This is a genomic window from Paraburkholderia sp. MM5477-R1, assembly GCF_050436385.1.
GTDB lineage: Bacteria > Pseudomonadota > Gammaproteobacteria > Burkholderiales > Burkholderiaceae > Paraburkholderia > Paraburkholderia tuberum.
The window spans coordinates 1,469,685-1,483,817 of sequence record NZ_JBNDMC010000003.1 but is presented as its reverse complement, the minus strand read 5'-3'; the positions used below and the strand labels follow the sequence as shown (position 1 = coordinate 1,483,817).

The following is a 14,133-nucleotide window of genomic DNA, read 5'->3' as shown; positions in this document are numbered from 1 at the left end:
CGCCCGCGCGACTTCAAGCCAGCGCAGCCTCTACTGCACGCACGCGCTCCTCATGCACGGCGTCCTTGATGCCGGCCGGCGCATCGGCGAGCCGCTGCGCCACTGCCCCTGCATCCACGCCTCGCGCGGCCACCAGTGCAAGCCTCAGCCGCTCGGCCTGCGGGTACTCGCTCATCTCGAGGCCGAGCCGCCCGCGTGCATCCGACTCGCAGGCCTGCAGCGCCTCGGCGAAGCGCGCCGGCTTCCTGATCGCGTCGCTGCGCTCGAGCAGGCGCACCACAGCCGCCGCCCCCATCTCCATCACGCGATGAATATTGCCGTGCTCGCGCGCGACCAGCACCGCCAGATCGCGGCACTCGTTCGGCACGCGCAGCCGCTCGCACAGCGGCTTCAGCAGATCGACGCTGCGGCCCTCGTGGCCGATGTGCCGCGGCAGCAGGTCCTCTGGCGTGGTCGCCTTGCCGAGGTCGTGCGTCAGCGCCGCGAAGCGCACCGGCAGCGCGTAGCCCTGCTGCGCGGCATGGTCTAGCACCATCATCACGTGGACACCGGTATCGACCTCGGGGTGATAGTCGGCGCGCTGCGGCACGCCGAACAGCGCGTCGATCTCCGGCAGAATCCGCGCGAGCGCGCCGCAGTCGCGCAGCACGCCGAACATCCGCGACGGCTTCTTCTCCATCAACCCGCGCGACACCTCCTGCCACACGCGCTCGGCCACCAGCGCATCGGCTTCGCCGTCGGCGACCATCTCGCGCATCAGCGCCAGCGTTTCCGGTGCGACCGTGAAATCGACGAAACGCGCCGCGAAACGCGCGATGCGCAGAATCCGCACCGGATCTTCGAGGAAGGCGGCGCTGACATGGCGAAAAAGCCGCGCCTGCAAGTCAGCCTGGCCGTTGAACGGATCGATGACGGGGCCGGTCAGCTCGCCGTCCGGGCGCACCTCGCGCGCCATCGCGTTGATCGTCAGATCGCGGCGCGCGAGGTCTTCTTCGAGCGTCACGTCGGGCGCATAGAAAAACTGGAAGCCGTGATAGCCGGCCGCCGTCTTGCGCTCGGTGCGCGCGAGCGCGTACTCCTCCTGCGTCTGCGGATGCAGGAATACCGGAAAGTCCTTGCCCACCGGCCGATAGCCCTGCGCGACCATCTGCTCGGGTGTTGCTCCCACCACCACGTAGTCGCGGTCCTGCACCGGCACGCCGAGCAGCTCGTCGCGGACCGCGCCACCTACTGCATAGATATTCATGGGCATTCGTCTTGATAGGCGATCGCGTGCGTTTCGCGGCGCGAGGCGTCGATCCATGCATTGACCGCGGGCAGCTCGGTGAGCCGCTCGACATAGGCGGCTGCGGTCTCCGACAACGCCGGCTTCCACGTGTTGAAGCGCATCGCGACCGGCGCGAACATCGCGTCGGCAATGCCGAATTCGCCGAACAGGAACGGACCGCCGTAGGTCTCGAGGCAGTCGCACCAGATCGTCTCGATCCGCGCGATATCGGCGAGCGCGCCCGGCGTCGCGTTCTTGCCAGGGAACGACGCACGGATGTTCATCCACATCTTCGAGCGCAACTCGCCGAACCCCGCATGCATCTCGGCGCTGACGCTGCGCGCATGCGCGCGCGCCGCCGCGTCTCGCGGCCACAGCGCGTGTTGCGGGAAGCGCTCGGCGAGCGTTTCGGCGATCGCCAGCGAATCCCACACGGCCTGCCCGGCGTCGTCGATCAGGCACGGCACCTTGCCCGGTCCGCGCGGCGCCTGAGCGCGGATCTTCGCATTCGTGTCCGCTTCGTACAGCAGGATCAGTTCCTCGTCGAACGGAATGCCGAAGTGCGTGAGCAGCAGCCACGGACGCATCGACCACGACGAATAGTTCTTGTCACCAATCAGCAGTTTCATACTTGTTATCAGGTAGAGGGAAAGGCTTCAGCGTCCGGCGTTGGCGCGGAACGTGTCGAGTCGCGAACCCGAGGCAGCACCGGTCAGGTACGTCGGCACGATCGCTTCGATGCTGACCGGTTCGAGTCCGAGCTCGGGCGCGAGCGGCCCGCTCAGAATGTTGGCAACCTTCATCGAATCGAGATTGTCGCGCGAAATCACCGGTTCGCCCGGCGCCATTTCGAAGCTCAACGCCTGCAGGCGCGCGAGCGGCTCGGGCAGACGGATGATGCGCGCATGCTTGCCGATCACGTCGCCGCAGTACGAAACCAGGTCTTCGAGCGTGTAGACGGTCGGACCGCCGAGCTCGTAGGTGCGGCCGCTCGCGCCATCGAGATCGAGCACGTTGACGATCGCCTTCGCGACGTCGCCGACATAGACCGGTTGGAACTGCGCGTCCGGCATCGCGAGCGGAATGGCCGGAAACACGCGCTGCAGGAACGCGAACTTGTTCAGAAACGCGTCCTCGGGTCCGAACACGACCGACGGCCGGAAGATCGTCCACGCGACGTTGGCCGCATGCACGGCTTTCTCGCCGTCGGCCTTCGAGCGCGAATACATGCTCGGGCCGTTCGGATTGGCGCCTAGCGCGCTCAGATGAATCAGCCGATGCACGCCCTTGCCTTCGCAGGCGGCGACGATGCGCGTCGGCAGCTCGACGTGCGCATGCGCGAACTCCCGCCCATAGGGCTTGCCGCGTTTGCCGTTCAGGATACCGACCAGATTGATCACGCAATCGGCGCCCTCGACGAAGCGCGCGAGTTGCACCGGATCGAACACGTCGGTTTCGAGCACGTCGATCGGCAGCATGGTCAGATGTCGCGCGTTGTAGCGTCGCCGTGTGGCGACGCGCACGTCCTTGCCCGTCTCGACGAGCGCGTTGACGAGGTAGCTGCCGATAAACCCTGAACCGCCGATGACCGCGATGGCTTGATGTCGCATTTTTCGACTCCCTGACGGAAGCCGCGGCAACGGCTGGCGAAGCGCGCCGCAACCTCGAAGCGAGATTGCGGCGCCAAGGCGCTTACGGTGCGATGTAACCCAGGCGCGCCTTCAGCGATTGCGGACGGCCTTCGAACAATGCCGCGTAGTAGACCGTGTTGGACAACACATTTTTCACGTAGTCACGAGTTTCCTGAAACGGAATCGTCTCGGCGAAGACCGCGCCTTCGACCGGGCGCTGCAGCGACTGCCGCCAGTTGCGCGGACGGCCCGGACCTGCGTTGTAGCCAGCGGTGGCCAGCACGGCGGACCCGTCGAACTGATTGTAGATCATCGCCAGGTAGTTCGTGCCGAGCAGGATGTTGGTGTCGATGTCGTTCATCTGCTCGCGCGACACCGGTCCCAGACCGATCTTCTTCGCGACCAGTTGCGCGGTGGCGGGCATCAGCTGCATCAGTCCGCCCGCGCCGACCTCAGAGCGCGCGTTGATGATGAAGCGCGACTCCTGGCGGATCAGCCCGTACGCCCACTCGACGTCGAGCCCGCTCGACTGCGCGTCCTGCTCGACGATGTTGCGAAACGGCGATAGATAGCGCAGCGAAAAATCGTGCTCGCTCTTCGTGCGGTCCGCGGTGTTGACGGTGCGGTCGTACAGCTCGATGCGGCGCGCGTACTCGGCGGCGGCGAGCAGTTGCCGGTCGGACATGTTGCGCAACGGCCAGTTCCACTCGCGATTGCCTTCGAGCCGCAGATTCAGCCCATAGAAGCGCTGCGCGAGATCGAAGCCCGGCGTGGTGCCGGCTTGCTGCACTTCGGCGTCGGTCACGGTGGTTTTCGGCGGCACGGTGATCTTCTGGCCGAGCTCTTCGAGCGCGAGCTGGCCGTAGAAGTTGAAGTTCGACGCGATCGACTGGAATTCCTGACTGGCCGTAGCCGTGTCGCCGGCCTGCTTCAGCGCGCGCGCGTGCCAGTACACCCACGACGGTTGCTTGCGCAGCGACTCGGGCATCTGCTCGATCGACCAGCGCACCATGTTCCAGTCGCCTGCGAGTAGCGCGCTGCGTGTGCGCCATTCATACGCGGGATTCGACAGCGGCGCGTTGGCCGACAGCCGGAACCAGTCGACCGCGCCAGGCATCTGCTTGAGCGCGCCCTGATAGCCGATCGTGCCCCAGCCGATCGCGCGCTCCGGCGAATTCAGCGACGGCGCGACCGACGCGAACGTGGCCGCGGCCATGGCCGGATCGTTGCGCGCCATGCGCGTGATGGCGAGCAGCGCCAGTTGATGCGATTGCGCATCCGGTCCGACGCCGCGCGCGAGCAATAGCGGCGGCGCATTGGTCGCCTGGCTGAACAGCACCGGGTCGGGCGGCTGGTCGCCGAGCGCGTCGACGAGCTTGCTGCCGGTGCTCGTGTAGTTCTGCTCGTACGCGAGACGAATTTGCGCCCAGATGTCGTCGGCGCTGAACTGGTGGTTCACGCCGAGCACCGTGATCAGATCGACGCAGCCGTCGCCGTACCACTTCGGCTCGACGAGCAGCGCGCGCGCCGCGTCCGCGACGTTCTCGCCGCGCGACGCGCGCGATTCGAGCGCGTAGCACTTGACCTGAGTGTCGTCGTCGAGCACGAATTTCGCGTACTGCTGGTCGAAGTTGCGCCAGTCGTGACGCGTGCCGAGCACCGTCAGGTAGTCGTTGCGCATGCGATCGGCGATCGCCTGGCCGTCGTACTTCTGCAGGAACGCGAGCACGGGCGCGTCCGGCGCGTCGATGCGCGCATGGCCGGTCGAATCGAACAGCTGCGGCTTGATCTGGAAGTACTCCAGATACGAGGGCGCCGGATAATTCGGGATCATGCTCGCGAGCTGGGCTGCGCGCGCCGCGTCGTTAGTACGCGAGGCTTCGCGAAGCTGGACGAAAATCTGGTCGTCGTTCGTGAGTTGCGAGATCGGAAGGGGCTTGACGGCCGAGGCAGTGCTGCAGGCCACGAGTGCCGCTGCGGCAAGCGCGATACTGGCCGCGCGATATACTCGAAAAAGGCGTTTTGACATCGTTGTTTCTGGAGCGCGAATTGGACCCAAGCATAGCATGCAACCCTGTCCCGGCAACGAAAAAGGCGCTGCGCCGGAGGTTGCTGGAAAGCCGTCTGCAAGCGGCTTCCGAGCCGGCGAAGAATGCCGCGCTCGGGCGTCGGATGCTCGACGCGCTGAAGCACTACGCGGTACGCAGCGCGGGATTCTACTGGCCGCTTGCCGGCGAGTTCGACGCGCGCGGCGCGATTGCGCTCTGGCTTGCCGCGGACTCGCACCACGAAGCCAGTCTGCCAATCATTAAAGAACGTGGCATGGCGCTCGAATTCCATGCCTGGACGCCCGCGACGCCGATGAAAGTCGGCCATCACAAGATTGCCGAGCCCACCTCGGGGCGCGTGGTGCTGCCCGAGCTGCTGTTCGTGCCCTGCGTGGGTTTCGACTCGGACGGCTACCGCCTCGGCTACGGCGGCGGCTATTACGACCGCACGCTGGCCGGCTGGCCGGCGGCGCACAAGCCGATCACGGTCGGCATCGCCTACGAAGCGTGCCGCACCGACACGCTGGAACGCGAGGCGCATGACATTGCGCTCGATCTGATCGTCACGGAGGCGGGGTTTCATCCGGCGCTGCCGGGCTGAACGCGCGATGCGCGGCGTGTGACGCGCCGGCGCTTGCGCGGTGTTTCGTCGTTACAGTGAAGCCGCCGCGCGCGCCGCCGTGTCGTACAGGCCCGACGCATTGCGCATCAACTGCGCGGCCTCGCCGATCTGCTGGTTGGTCAGGCCGCTTTCCTTGAGCGTCGAGATCAGGCAGTTTTCGCGCACCTCGCGATACTTCAGGCATAGTTCGCGGCCCGCGTCGGTTGCGGAAAAGAACACTTCCTTGCCGGTCTTTTCGCTTTTTACGTACCCTCTAGCTACGAGCTTTTTCAACGCGTACGTCGCGACGTGCGTGTCCTCGATGTTCAGCACGAAGCAGATGTCCGCGAGCTTCTTGCGGCGTTCGCGATGGCTCACGTGGTGCAGCAGCGACACTTCGATCGCGGTCATGTCCTTGTCGCCCGCCGCCGACATGCAGCGCACCATCCAGCGGTTGAACGCATTGCCTGCCATGATCAGCGCGTATTCGAGTTCCGAGAGTTCCGCGCTGCTCTCGGAGACGAGATGTTCCGACGAAACGATCTTGGTGGGATGACGCGTCATACGAGGTTCCCGTGACGAAAATGGGCTGGAAAAGTGTCGCAAGTGTACGACGATGCTCGCCACCGACGAGCCTGGCAAAAACGCTTATTGGTAAATCGTCAATATTTTATTGATAATGTACGCTCCAAACGTCGCCGACTCCGCGCCGGGCATGCGCCAACGCACCGCGCTGTCCGCCTCATCCTCCGACTCGATCCGGGCCGCCCAGTCATGAGCCAACCACGAATTTTTCCCCTCGGCGATGCCGCGCTCGTCTGCGAAGCGCCGCCGCCCGCCACGCTGGAGTGCCAGCAGCGCGTGTGGGCTGCGGCCGAAGCCGCGCGCGACTGGCCGCAGGTGCTCGAGGTCGTGCCCGGCATGAACAATCTGACGCTCGTGTTCGACCCGCTCTCGACCGACGCCGACTCGCTCGGCGAGCAGTTGCTGACGGCCTGGAACGCAGCGGCCAAAGCCGTCGCGCCCGGGCGCGACGTCGAGATTGCAGTGCAGTACGGCGGCGCATTCGGCCCCGATCTGCAGGCGGTCGCCGAACATACGGGCTTGAGCGCGCGCGAGGTCGTCGAACGTCATGCGGGCGGCGTCTACGTGGTGTTCTTTCTCGGCTTCCAGCCCGGCTTCGCCTATATGGGTGGGCTCGACACCGCGCTGCACACGCCGCGCCGCGCGTCGCCGCGGCTCGAGGTGCCGGCGGGATCGGTCGGCATCGGCGGCGAGCAGACTGGCATCTATCCGGCGGTGTCGCCGGGCGGCTGGCAGTTGATCGGCCGCACCGAGGTGCCGCTGTTCGATCCGGCGCGCCGTCCGCCCACGCTGCTGCAGCCCGGCGACCGGGTGCGCTTCACGATCGCGGGGATGCACGCATGATCGACGTGATCCGCGCGGGTCTCCAGACCACGATCCAGGACCTCGGCCGCCACGGCTATCGGCATCTCGGCGTCGCGATGGGGGGGGCGCTCGACCGGCTGTCGCTCGAAGTCGGCAACCGGCTGGTCGGCAACCGCCCCGACGCGGCCGGCCTCGAAATCACCTTCGGCCCGACCGCGCTGCGCTTTTTGCGCGCGACGCGCGTCGCGATCACGGGCACCGAGTTCGGCGCGACGCTCGACGGCAAACCCGTCTATTCGTTTTGGAGTCTGCCCGTGCAGGCCGGCCAGGAGCTCGTGCTGCACGCGGCGAAGCGCGGCATGCGCGGCTATGTCTGCGTGGCGGGCGGCATCGACGTGCTGCCGATGCTCGGCTCGCGCAGCACCGACCTTGCCGGCCATTTCGGCGGACTCGGCGGCCGCGCGCTCAACGACGGCGACCGTCTGCCGGTCGGCGCGCCGCAGCAGCGCGGCCACCTCGGCTTCACGCCCGAGGCGCCCGAGTTCGGCGTGAAGGCGCCCGCCTGGTGCAAGTTCGTGCTGGTCAACGAGCCGCTGCGGCGCGGTCGTCATCCGTCGGGCGTGCCGTGGGCCATACCGATCCGCGTGCTGCGCGGCCCCGAATACGACAGCTTCACCGCGGATGCACAGCAGTCGTTCTGGTCCGACGAGTGGCTCGTGACGCCGAACAGCAACCGCATGGGCTATCGCCTTGCCGGCACCGAGCTGAAGCGCACGCACAAGACTGACCTGCTGTCGCACGCGGTGCTGCCCGGCACGATCCAGGTGCCCCCGAACGGTCAGCCGATCGTGCTGATGAGCGACGCGCAGACCACCGGCGGCTATCCGAAGATCGGCGCGGTGATACAGGCCGATCTGTGGAAGCTCGCGCAGGTGCGCCTGAACGGTGCTGTCCGTTTCATCCCGACGACGCCCTACGAAGCGCGCCAGGCTTTGCTGGAAGAACGCACGTATCTGCGGCAGATCGATGCCGCGATCGCGATGCACGAAGAGCGTTGCGCGCGCCGCGTGGCGCTCGCGCCGCTGTGACACTAAGTAAAGGAATCCCCATGGAAATCGATCTGAACGCCGATCTCGGCGAAGGCTGCGGCTCCGACGAGGCGCTGCTCGACCTCGTGAGTTCGGCCAACATCGCATGCGGCTGGCATGCGGGCAGCCCCAACGCGATGCGCGACTGCGTGCGCTGGGCCGTGCAGAAAGGCGTGTCGATCGGCGCGCATCCGAGCTTCAACGATCCCGAGAATTTCGGCCGCAAGGAAATGGAGCTGCCGGCGGGCGAGATCTACGCGGGCGTGCTGTATCAGCTCGGCGCGCTGTCGGCGATCGCGCAGGCCGAGGGCGGGCGCATCGCGCACGTGAAGCCGCACGGCGCACTGTACAACCAGGCCGCGCGCGACGCGAAGATCGCTGACGCGATCGTCTCCGCGGTGCACGATTTCGATCCGTCCGTGGCGGTGTTCGCGCTCGCCAACAGCGGGCTCGTGAGCGCCGCGCGCAACGCGGGCCTGACCGCGATCGAGGAAGTGTTCGCCGACCGCGGCTATCGCGCCGACGGCTCGCTCGTGCCGCGCAAGGAGCCGGGCGCGCTGCTCGACGACGAGGACGAAGTGCTCGCGCGCACGCTCGTGATGATCCGCGAGCAGCGCGTGAAAGCCGTCGACGGACAGTGGGTGCCGTTGAACGCGCAGACCATCTGCCTGCACGGCGACGGCCCGCATGCGCTGGCGTTCGCGCGACGCATTCGCGGCGCGCTCGCCGACGCCGGCATCGAAGTGCATGCGGCGGCCGCCGCGCGCGTCTGAGCGTTCGCCTCACCGTCCTAGCCACTGCGCGCGTCGCTCCGATCCGGCGCGCGTGACCGATCCAGCGCCCCGCACCCATGCGGGGCGATTGCCAGCCGCGGCATCAATCGCGATGCCCGCTGCAAACCCACGGATGCCGACGCGCATTCACGGGGCAGGTAAAGAGAGTTCGACGCGGCCGCAGAGCCGCGGCAGCACGCCGGCGCATGAGGCCGCATGCACCAGTTCACGTCAGCCGCCACCCGCGGCGAAGTTGAATAGCCTCTTTGGAGATCCTGATGCAGACAACTGTCAGTCTATGGCCGCTCATCGGTGTGGCCGTCATCATCGTTGGCTTTCTGTTGCGCTTCAATCCGATGCTGATCGTGGCCGTCGCCGCGATCGTCACCGGTTTCGCGGCGCACTTCCCGCCGGAAAAAATCCTCGCGCTGATCGGCACCGGCTTCATCAAGACGCGCAACATCCCGCTGATCATCCTGCTGCCGCTCGCGGTGATCGGCCTGCTCGAACGACACGGCCTGCGCGAGCGCGCGCAGGCGTGGATCAGCAGCATCAAGGCGGCGACCGCCGGACGTCTGTTGATCGTCTATCTGCTCGTGCGCGAGCTGACCGCCGCGGTCGGCCTGACCGGGCTCGGCGGCCATCCGCAGATGGTGCGTCCGCTGATCGCGCCGATGGCCGAGGGCGCGACCGAGAACCGCTTCGGCAAGATCGGCGACGCGGTGCGCTTCCGGCTGCGCGCATTCTCGGCCGCAACCGACAACGTCGGCCTCTTTTTCGGCGAGGACATCTTCGTCGCGTTCGGCGCGATCGTGCTGATGACGACTTTCCTGAAGGAAGCGGGCATCGTCGTCGAGCCGATTCACGTCGCCGTGTGGGGCATTCCGACCGCGATCAGCGCGTTCATCGTGCATGGCTTCCGGCTCTGGCTGCTCGACCGCCGGCTCGAGCGTGAATTGCGCGGCAAGGCGCCGGGCGGCACTTCGACCGCGAAGGCGACCGCCGCATCGACGCCGCCGTCGGCCACGCGTGCTACCGGAGACGAAGCATGACCTTCACGATCACCTATCTGTTCTGGTTGCTCGGCATCGTGCTGCTGATCGTCGGCGGCATGATCGTCACGGACCGCGAGCATCCGCGCCGCCTCACCGCGGGCGGCTTCTGGATTCTTTACGCGCTGATCTTCCTGATCGGCGACCGGCTGCCGCCGGCCGTGGTCGGCGGCGCGGTAATCGCGATGGCGCTGATCGCGGGCTTCGGCGGCGTCACCGCGGGCAAGCCGAAGACGCTGTCGCTCGAAGCACGTCAGGCGAGCGCCGCGCGACTGCGCAACAAACTGTTCGTGCCCGCGCTGACGATTCCGGTCGTCACCGTGATCATCACGCTCGCGGCAAGCCATCTCGTGTTCGGCGGTGTGCCGTTGATCGAGAAGGCCAACGTCACGCTGATCGGCTTCGGTCTGGGCTGCGTGATCGCGCTCGCGATCGCCTGTGTGATCACGCGCGACACGGTCGGCCAGTCGATGAAGGAAGCGCGCCGCCTCGTCGATGCGCTCTCGTGGGCCGCGGTGCTGCCGCAGATGCTCGGCATGCTCGGTCTGGTGTTCTCGGACGCGGGCGTCGGCAAGGCGGTCGCGCACGTGACCACGTCGTATATCAGCCTCGAGTACCGCTTCGTCGCGGTGGCCGTGTACTGCATCGGCATGGCGCTGTTCACGATGGTGATGGGCAACGGCTTCGCCGCGTTTCCGGTGATGACGGGCGGCGTCGGCGTGCCGATCCTCGTCGGCGTGTTCCACGGCAACCCGGCCGTGATGGCCGCGATCGGCATGTTCTCCGGCTACTGCGGCACGCTGATGACGCCGATGGCCGCGAACTTCAACATGGTGCCGGCTGCGCTGCTCGAATTACCCGACAAGAATGCGGTGATCAAGGTGCAGATTCCGACGGCGTTGATGCTGCTGGTGATCAATATCTTTCTGTTGAATTTCTTGATGTTTTTGTAGGGCTGCTGACAAGCGCGTCGTTTTGACAACCGGGATGTGAGCAGACGCAGACGGTCTTGCGCCGATCAACTCGCCTCGACCACGAAGCCGTGCTGCCGCAATAGCTGCAGCACGCCCTTCGATCCGCCCAGATGCAATGCGCCGATCGCGACGAACAGCGGCTTGTTCGGCGCGGCGAGCTGCAACATTCTCGCGACGAAGCGGCGATTGCGCTCGTAGACGATCCGGTTGTCGATCGAATTGGAGACGCGCGGGTCGCGCGCGAGCTTCTCCGATTTGGCAGCCTGCCACGCGGCGATCGCATCGGCATCGCCGACCCGCCACAGCCGGTGCAGCGTGCGCACGTCCTCGACGTTCTGCGCGGGCGTCTGCACCAGATCCTGCGCGAGCATCTCCCGCTGCTGCGCGGCCGACAGTCCGGTGAACGCGCGCATCTGTTGCGCGAGCGTTTCGAGTCCGACGATCTTGCCGCGCGTCTTCAGATAGACGTTCTGCAACTGCGCTTCGGTGCCGTATTCCGTTTGCAGACCCGCAGACAGCGAGTCGTAGGTCTCGACCACCAGCGACGCGAGCCACGGCCGCATCTTTTTGATCGCATCGAGCGCGGCCGGGTTGCCGCGCAGCCGCAACGCGAGCTTGTGCCACAGCGGCTCGGGCAGCAAACCCGGCAGGCAGTCGTGCTTGCACACGCCGTACTTCGACACGTCGTCCTGCGACACCAGCAGCTCGTCGGGCGACAGTTCGAGCGCGAGCGTCGGCGACGCGGCGAGCGCCGCGAGGATCGGCGCGCGGAACGGCTGCCCCGCCGGATAGTCGGCGGGATCGCCGACGTGCAGCGTGCCGAGCACGTAGATCGTCGTACTGCCGCGCGTCGCGACATAGAACGGCATGCGCGCCGGTTGCTGGCGCACCGGGCCGCTCGCCGTGGTGCCGGGGACCGGGGGCGGCGCAATTGACGGCGGTGGCGGGCTTGGCGCCGTGACGGCAGGACGGGCCGCCTGGGCTGGCGCCTTGGCCGCCGCGCCGGCCGCGTGAGCGATGCAGGGTACGGCCGCGCCGACCGACAGCGCGCAGCCTACGCGAAATAAAGCGGACAGCGACGCGGGAAGAAATACGGAGAAAAAGGCGCGCGCGAGCGCATGAACAAACGCGCAGAGAAACGGGCGAAAAAACTTGCCGGCGAACCTTCCAGCAAATGCGCCGCAGGGCGCGGCGCCTCCCAGCGCACGCGCCCCGCGGCGCCGCGCGAAGGCGGCTATCCGGCCGCCCTCACACAAGCGGCGCGCAAGACGACGCGCCGCCACCACATCAGGCATCCACGTCCCCCACCTCTTCAGCGCGGTGACAGGAGACCAGGCGGCCATCCACTTCTCGCAGCTTCGGCTCCTCGCTGCGGCAGCGGTCGATCACGTACGGGCAGCGCTGATGGAAGGTACAGCCCGACGGCGGATTCAGCGGCGACGGCATTTCGCCTTGCAGCTTGATCTTGATCGTGCGGTCGGCCTCGAAGATCGACGGGGTCGCCGACATCAGCGCGCGCGTGTACGGATGACGCGGCTTCGAGAAGATGCGCTGCTTGTCGCCGAGTTCAGCGACGCCGCCGAAGTACATGACCATCACGTCGTCGGCGATATGCTCGACCACCGACAGGTTGTGAGAGATGAACACGTAGCTCGTCTTGAACTCGTCCTGCAGGTCCATGAACAGGTTCAGGATCTGCGCCTGGATTGAGACGTCGAGCGCCGAGACCGGTTCGTCGGCGACCACGATCTGCGGATCGAGGATCATCGCGCGCGCGATCGCCACACGCTGACGCTGGCCGCCGGAGAACATGTGCGGATAGCGCTTCGCGTGCTCGGGCCGCAGGCCGACCGTGCGCATCATCTGCGCGATGCGCTCGGCGCGCTCGGTCGCGCTCATCTGCGTGTTGATCGCGAGCGGTTCGCCGAGCGTCTGCTCGACGGTCTTGCGCGGATTGAGCGACGCAAACGGGTTCTGGAACACCATCTGCACGCGGCGCCTGAGCGCCGCGATCTTCTCGTGATTCGCGCCGGCCACGTCCTCGCCGTCGATCAGCAGGCGGCCCGCGCTCGGCGTTTCGATCATCGTCAGCTGACGCGCGAGCGTCGACTTGCCGCAGCCGGACTCGCCGACTACCGCCAGCGTCTTGCCGCGGTCGAGCGCGAACGACACGCCGTTCAGCGCCTTCACCGTGCCGTGCGCGAACATGCCGCGCTTGACCGTGTAGTAGCGCGCGAGCTGGTCGGCGACGAGCACGTGATCGCCAGTACGATCCGACTGGCGACGGGTTTCGGGTACTGCGCTCATCGGGCGCCTCCTTGCGTGTGAACGTTGGCGTCCTTCTCGAGGTTCAGCGGCTTGATGCAACGCACGCGCGTGAGCTCGGCGTGCGCGGGCAGCGGCGCGAGCGCGGGGCGGGCCTTCATGCAGTCGTCGACCACGTACTTGCAGCGCGGCGCGAACAGGCACCCCTTGGGCCGGTCGTCGCGGCCCGGCACCATGCCCGGCAGCGCCGCGAGCCGCACCGCGCCGACGTTGTGCTCGGGAATCGCGGCCAACAGCGCTTCGGTGTACGGATGATGAGGCGCGGCGAAGATGTCCGGCACCTTGTTCGTCTCGATCACCTCGCCCGCATACATCACGGCGACGCGCTGCGCGACCTCGGACACCACGGCCAGATCGTGCGAAATCAGCACGAGCGCCATGCCGCGTTCCTTCTGCAGGCGCATCAGCAATTCCATGATCTGCGCCTGGATCGTCACGTCGAGCGCGGTGGTCGGCTCATCGGCGATCAGCAGCTTCGGGTTGCAGGCGATCGCCATCGCGATCATCACGCGCTGGTTCATGCCGCCCGACATCTGATGCGGAAACGAGCCGATACGGTTCTTCGCGTCCGGAATGCCGACCTGATCGAGGAGTTCGAGCGCGCGTTTGTCTAGCGCGCTGCCGCGCAGGCCCTCGTGCAGCTTCAGCACTTCCTTGATCTGATAGCCGACCGTGTAGCTCGGGTTCAGGCTCGTCAGCGCGTCCTGGAACACCATCGCGATGTCCTTGCCGATGATCTTGCGGCGTTCCCTCGCGGAAGCCTTCAGCAGGTTCTTGCCGTCGAACGTGATTTCGTCGGCGGAGACCTTGCCGGGCGCGTCGATCAGGCCCATCAGCGCCATCATCGTCACGCTCTTGCCCGAGCCCGATTCGCCGACCACGCCGACCACTTCGCCCGGCGCGACGTCGAGATTGATGCGGTCGACCGCGGGCAGGCCACCGAAGTTGACCGCGAGATTGCGGATGGTCAGTAGATTGCTCATGG

The 14,133-nt window shown here is 66.7% G+C and carries 14 protein-coding genes; 6 read left to right on the top strand and 8 right to left on the bottom strand.

The features are described 5' to 3' along the window. Positions 1–13: 13 nt before the first annotated feature. The 4 genes from OKW35_RS10095 to OKW35_RS10080 all read right to left on the bottom strand — a co-directional run bounded on the left by OKW35_RS10095 (position 14) and on the right by OKW35_RS10080 (position 4,927). Positions 14–1,246: a multifunctional CCA addition/repair protein gene (locus OKW35_RS10095; protein ID WP_429551802.1), complete on the bottom strand. Its 1,233-nt coding sequence runs from the start codon at positions 1,244–1,246 to the stop codon at positions 14–16. After that, positions 1,243–1,896: a glutathione S-transferase family protein gene (locus tag OKW35_RS10090; protein WP_429490403.1), complete on the bottom strand. Its 654-nt coding sequence runs from the start codon at positions 1,894–1,896 to the stop codon at positions 1,243–1,245. Before OKW35_RS10090 ends, OKW35_RS10095 begins: the two co-directional genes overlap by 4 nt. Before the next feature lie 27 nt (positions 1,897–1,923). Next, the gene (locus OKW35_RS10085; RefSeq protein WP_090802583.1) at positions 1,924–2,877 is read right to left on the bottom strand and encodes a complex I NDUFA9 subunit family protein; all 954 of its coding nucleotides are present in this window, start codon (positions 2,875–2,877) and stop codon (positions 1,924–1,926) included. A gap of 82 nt (positions 2,878–2,959) precedes the next feature. Then, positions 2,960–4,927, bottom strand: coding sequence for a transglycosylase SLT domain-containing protein (locus OKW35_RS10080; protein ID WP_429356280.1), 1,968 nt, complete (start codon positions 4,925–4,927; stop codon positions 2,960–2,962). 20 nt (positions 4,928–4,947) lie between these two features. Here OKW35_RS10080 and OKW35_RS10075 point away from each other — a divergent pair, with 20 nt between their 5' ends. Next, the gene (locus OKW35_RS10075; RefSeq protein WP_429490405.1) at positions 4,948–5,547 is read left to right on the top strand and encodes a 5-formyltetrahydrofolate cyclo-ligase; all 600 of its coding nucleotides are present in this window, start codon (positions 4,948–4,950) and stop codon (positions 5,545–5,547) included. A gap of 51 nt (positions 5,548–5,598) precedes the next feature. Here OKW35_RS10075 and OKW35_RS10070 read toward each other — a convergent pair whose 3' ends face one another. Further along, entirely contained in the window at positions 5,599–6,111 is a 513-nt protein-coding gene (locus OKW35_RS10070) for a winged helix DNA-binding protein (RefSeq protein ID WP_018418717.1), read from the bottom strand. A 210-nt stretch (positions 6,112–6,321) separates the two neighbouring features. On the opposite strand from OKW35_RS10070, the gene pxpB reads away from it, so the two are divergent. The 5 genes from pxpB (at position 6,322) to OKW35_RS10045 (ending at position 10,802) form a co-directional block, all read left to right on the top strand. Continuing rightward, on the top strand, positions 6,322–6,975 hold the full coding sequence (gene pxpB / locus OKW35_RS10065; RefSeq protein WP_429551801.1) for a 5-oxoprolinase subunit PxpB: 654 nt from the start codon (positions 6,322–6,324) through the stop codon (positions 6,973–6,975). Beyond that, the gene (locus OKW35_RS10060; RefSeq protein WP_429551800.1) at positions 6,972–8,024 is read left to right on the top strand and encodes a biotin-dependent carboxyltransferase family protein; all 1,053 of its coding nucleotides are present in this window, start codon (positions 6,972–6,974) and stop codon (positions 8,022–8,024) included. Before pxpB ends, OKW35_RS10060 begins: the two co-directional genes overlap by 4 nt. Positions 8,025–8,044: 20 nt before the next feature. Beyond that, entirely contained in the window at positions 8,045–8,797 is a 753-nt protein-coding gene (gene pxpA, locus OKW35_RS10055; RefSeq protein ID WP_429356283.1) for a 5-oxoprolinase subunit PxpA, read from the top strand. A gap of 278 nt (positions 8,798–9,075) precedes the next feature. Continuing rightward, positions 9,076–9,849 carry a DUF969 domain-containing protein gene (locus tag OKW35_RS10050; protein WP_429551799.1) on the top strand — a complete coding sequence of 258 codons (774 nt, stop codon included), beginning with the start codon at positions 9,076–9,078 and terminating at the stop codon, positions 9,847–9,849. Next, positions 9,846–10,802 (top strand): DUF979 domain-containing protein, encoded by a 957-nt coding sequence (locus tag OKW35_RS10045; protein ID WP_187612724.1) that lies wholly within the window; start codon positions 9,846–9,848, stop codon positions 10,800–10,802. The genes OKW35_RS10050 and OKW35_RS10045 overlap by 4 nt, the downstream gene beginning before the upstream one ends. 65 nt (positions 10,803–10,867) lie before the next feature. Here OKW35_RS10045 and OKW35_RS10040 read toward each other — a convergent pair whose 3' ends face one another. From OKW35_RS10040 to OKW35_RS10030, 3 genes are read right to left on the bottom strand one after another with little or no spacing between them, the layout of a single operon-like run. After that, complete coding sequence (locus tag OKW35_RS10040; RefSeq protein ID WP_429551843.1) at positions 10,868–12,118, bottom strand: TraB/GumN family protein; 1,251 nt, start codon at positions 12,116–12,118, stop codon at positions 10,868–10,870. Beyond that, positions 12,111–13,130, bottom strand: coding sequence for a peptide ABC transporter ATP-binding protein (locus tag OKW35_RS10035; RefSeq protein ID WP_090802569.1), 1,020 nt, complete (start codon positions 13,128–13,130; stop codon positions 12,111–12,113). Before OKW35_RS10035 ends, OKW35_RS10040 begins: the two co-directional genes overlap by 8 nt. Further along, positions 13,127–14,131, bottom strand: coding sequence for an ABC transporter ATP-binding protein (locus OKW35_RS10030; protein WP_184034804.1), 1,005 nt, complete (start codon positions 14,129–14,131; stop codon positions 13,127–13,129). The genes OKW35_RS10035 and OKW35_RS10030 overlap by 4 nt, the downstream gene beginning before the upstream one ends. Positions 14,132–14,133 lie beyond the last annotated feature (2 nt).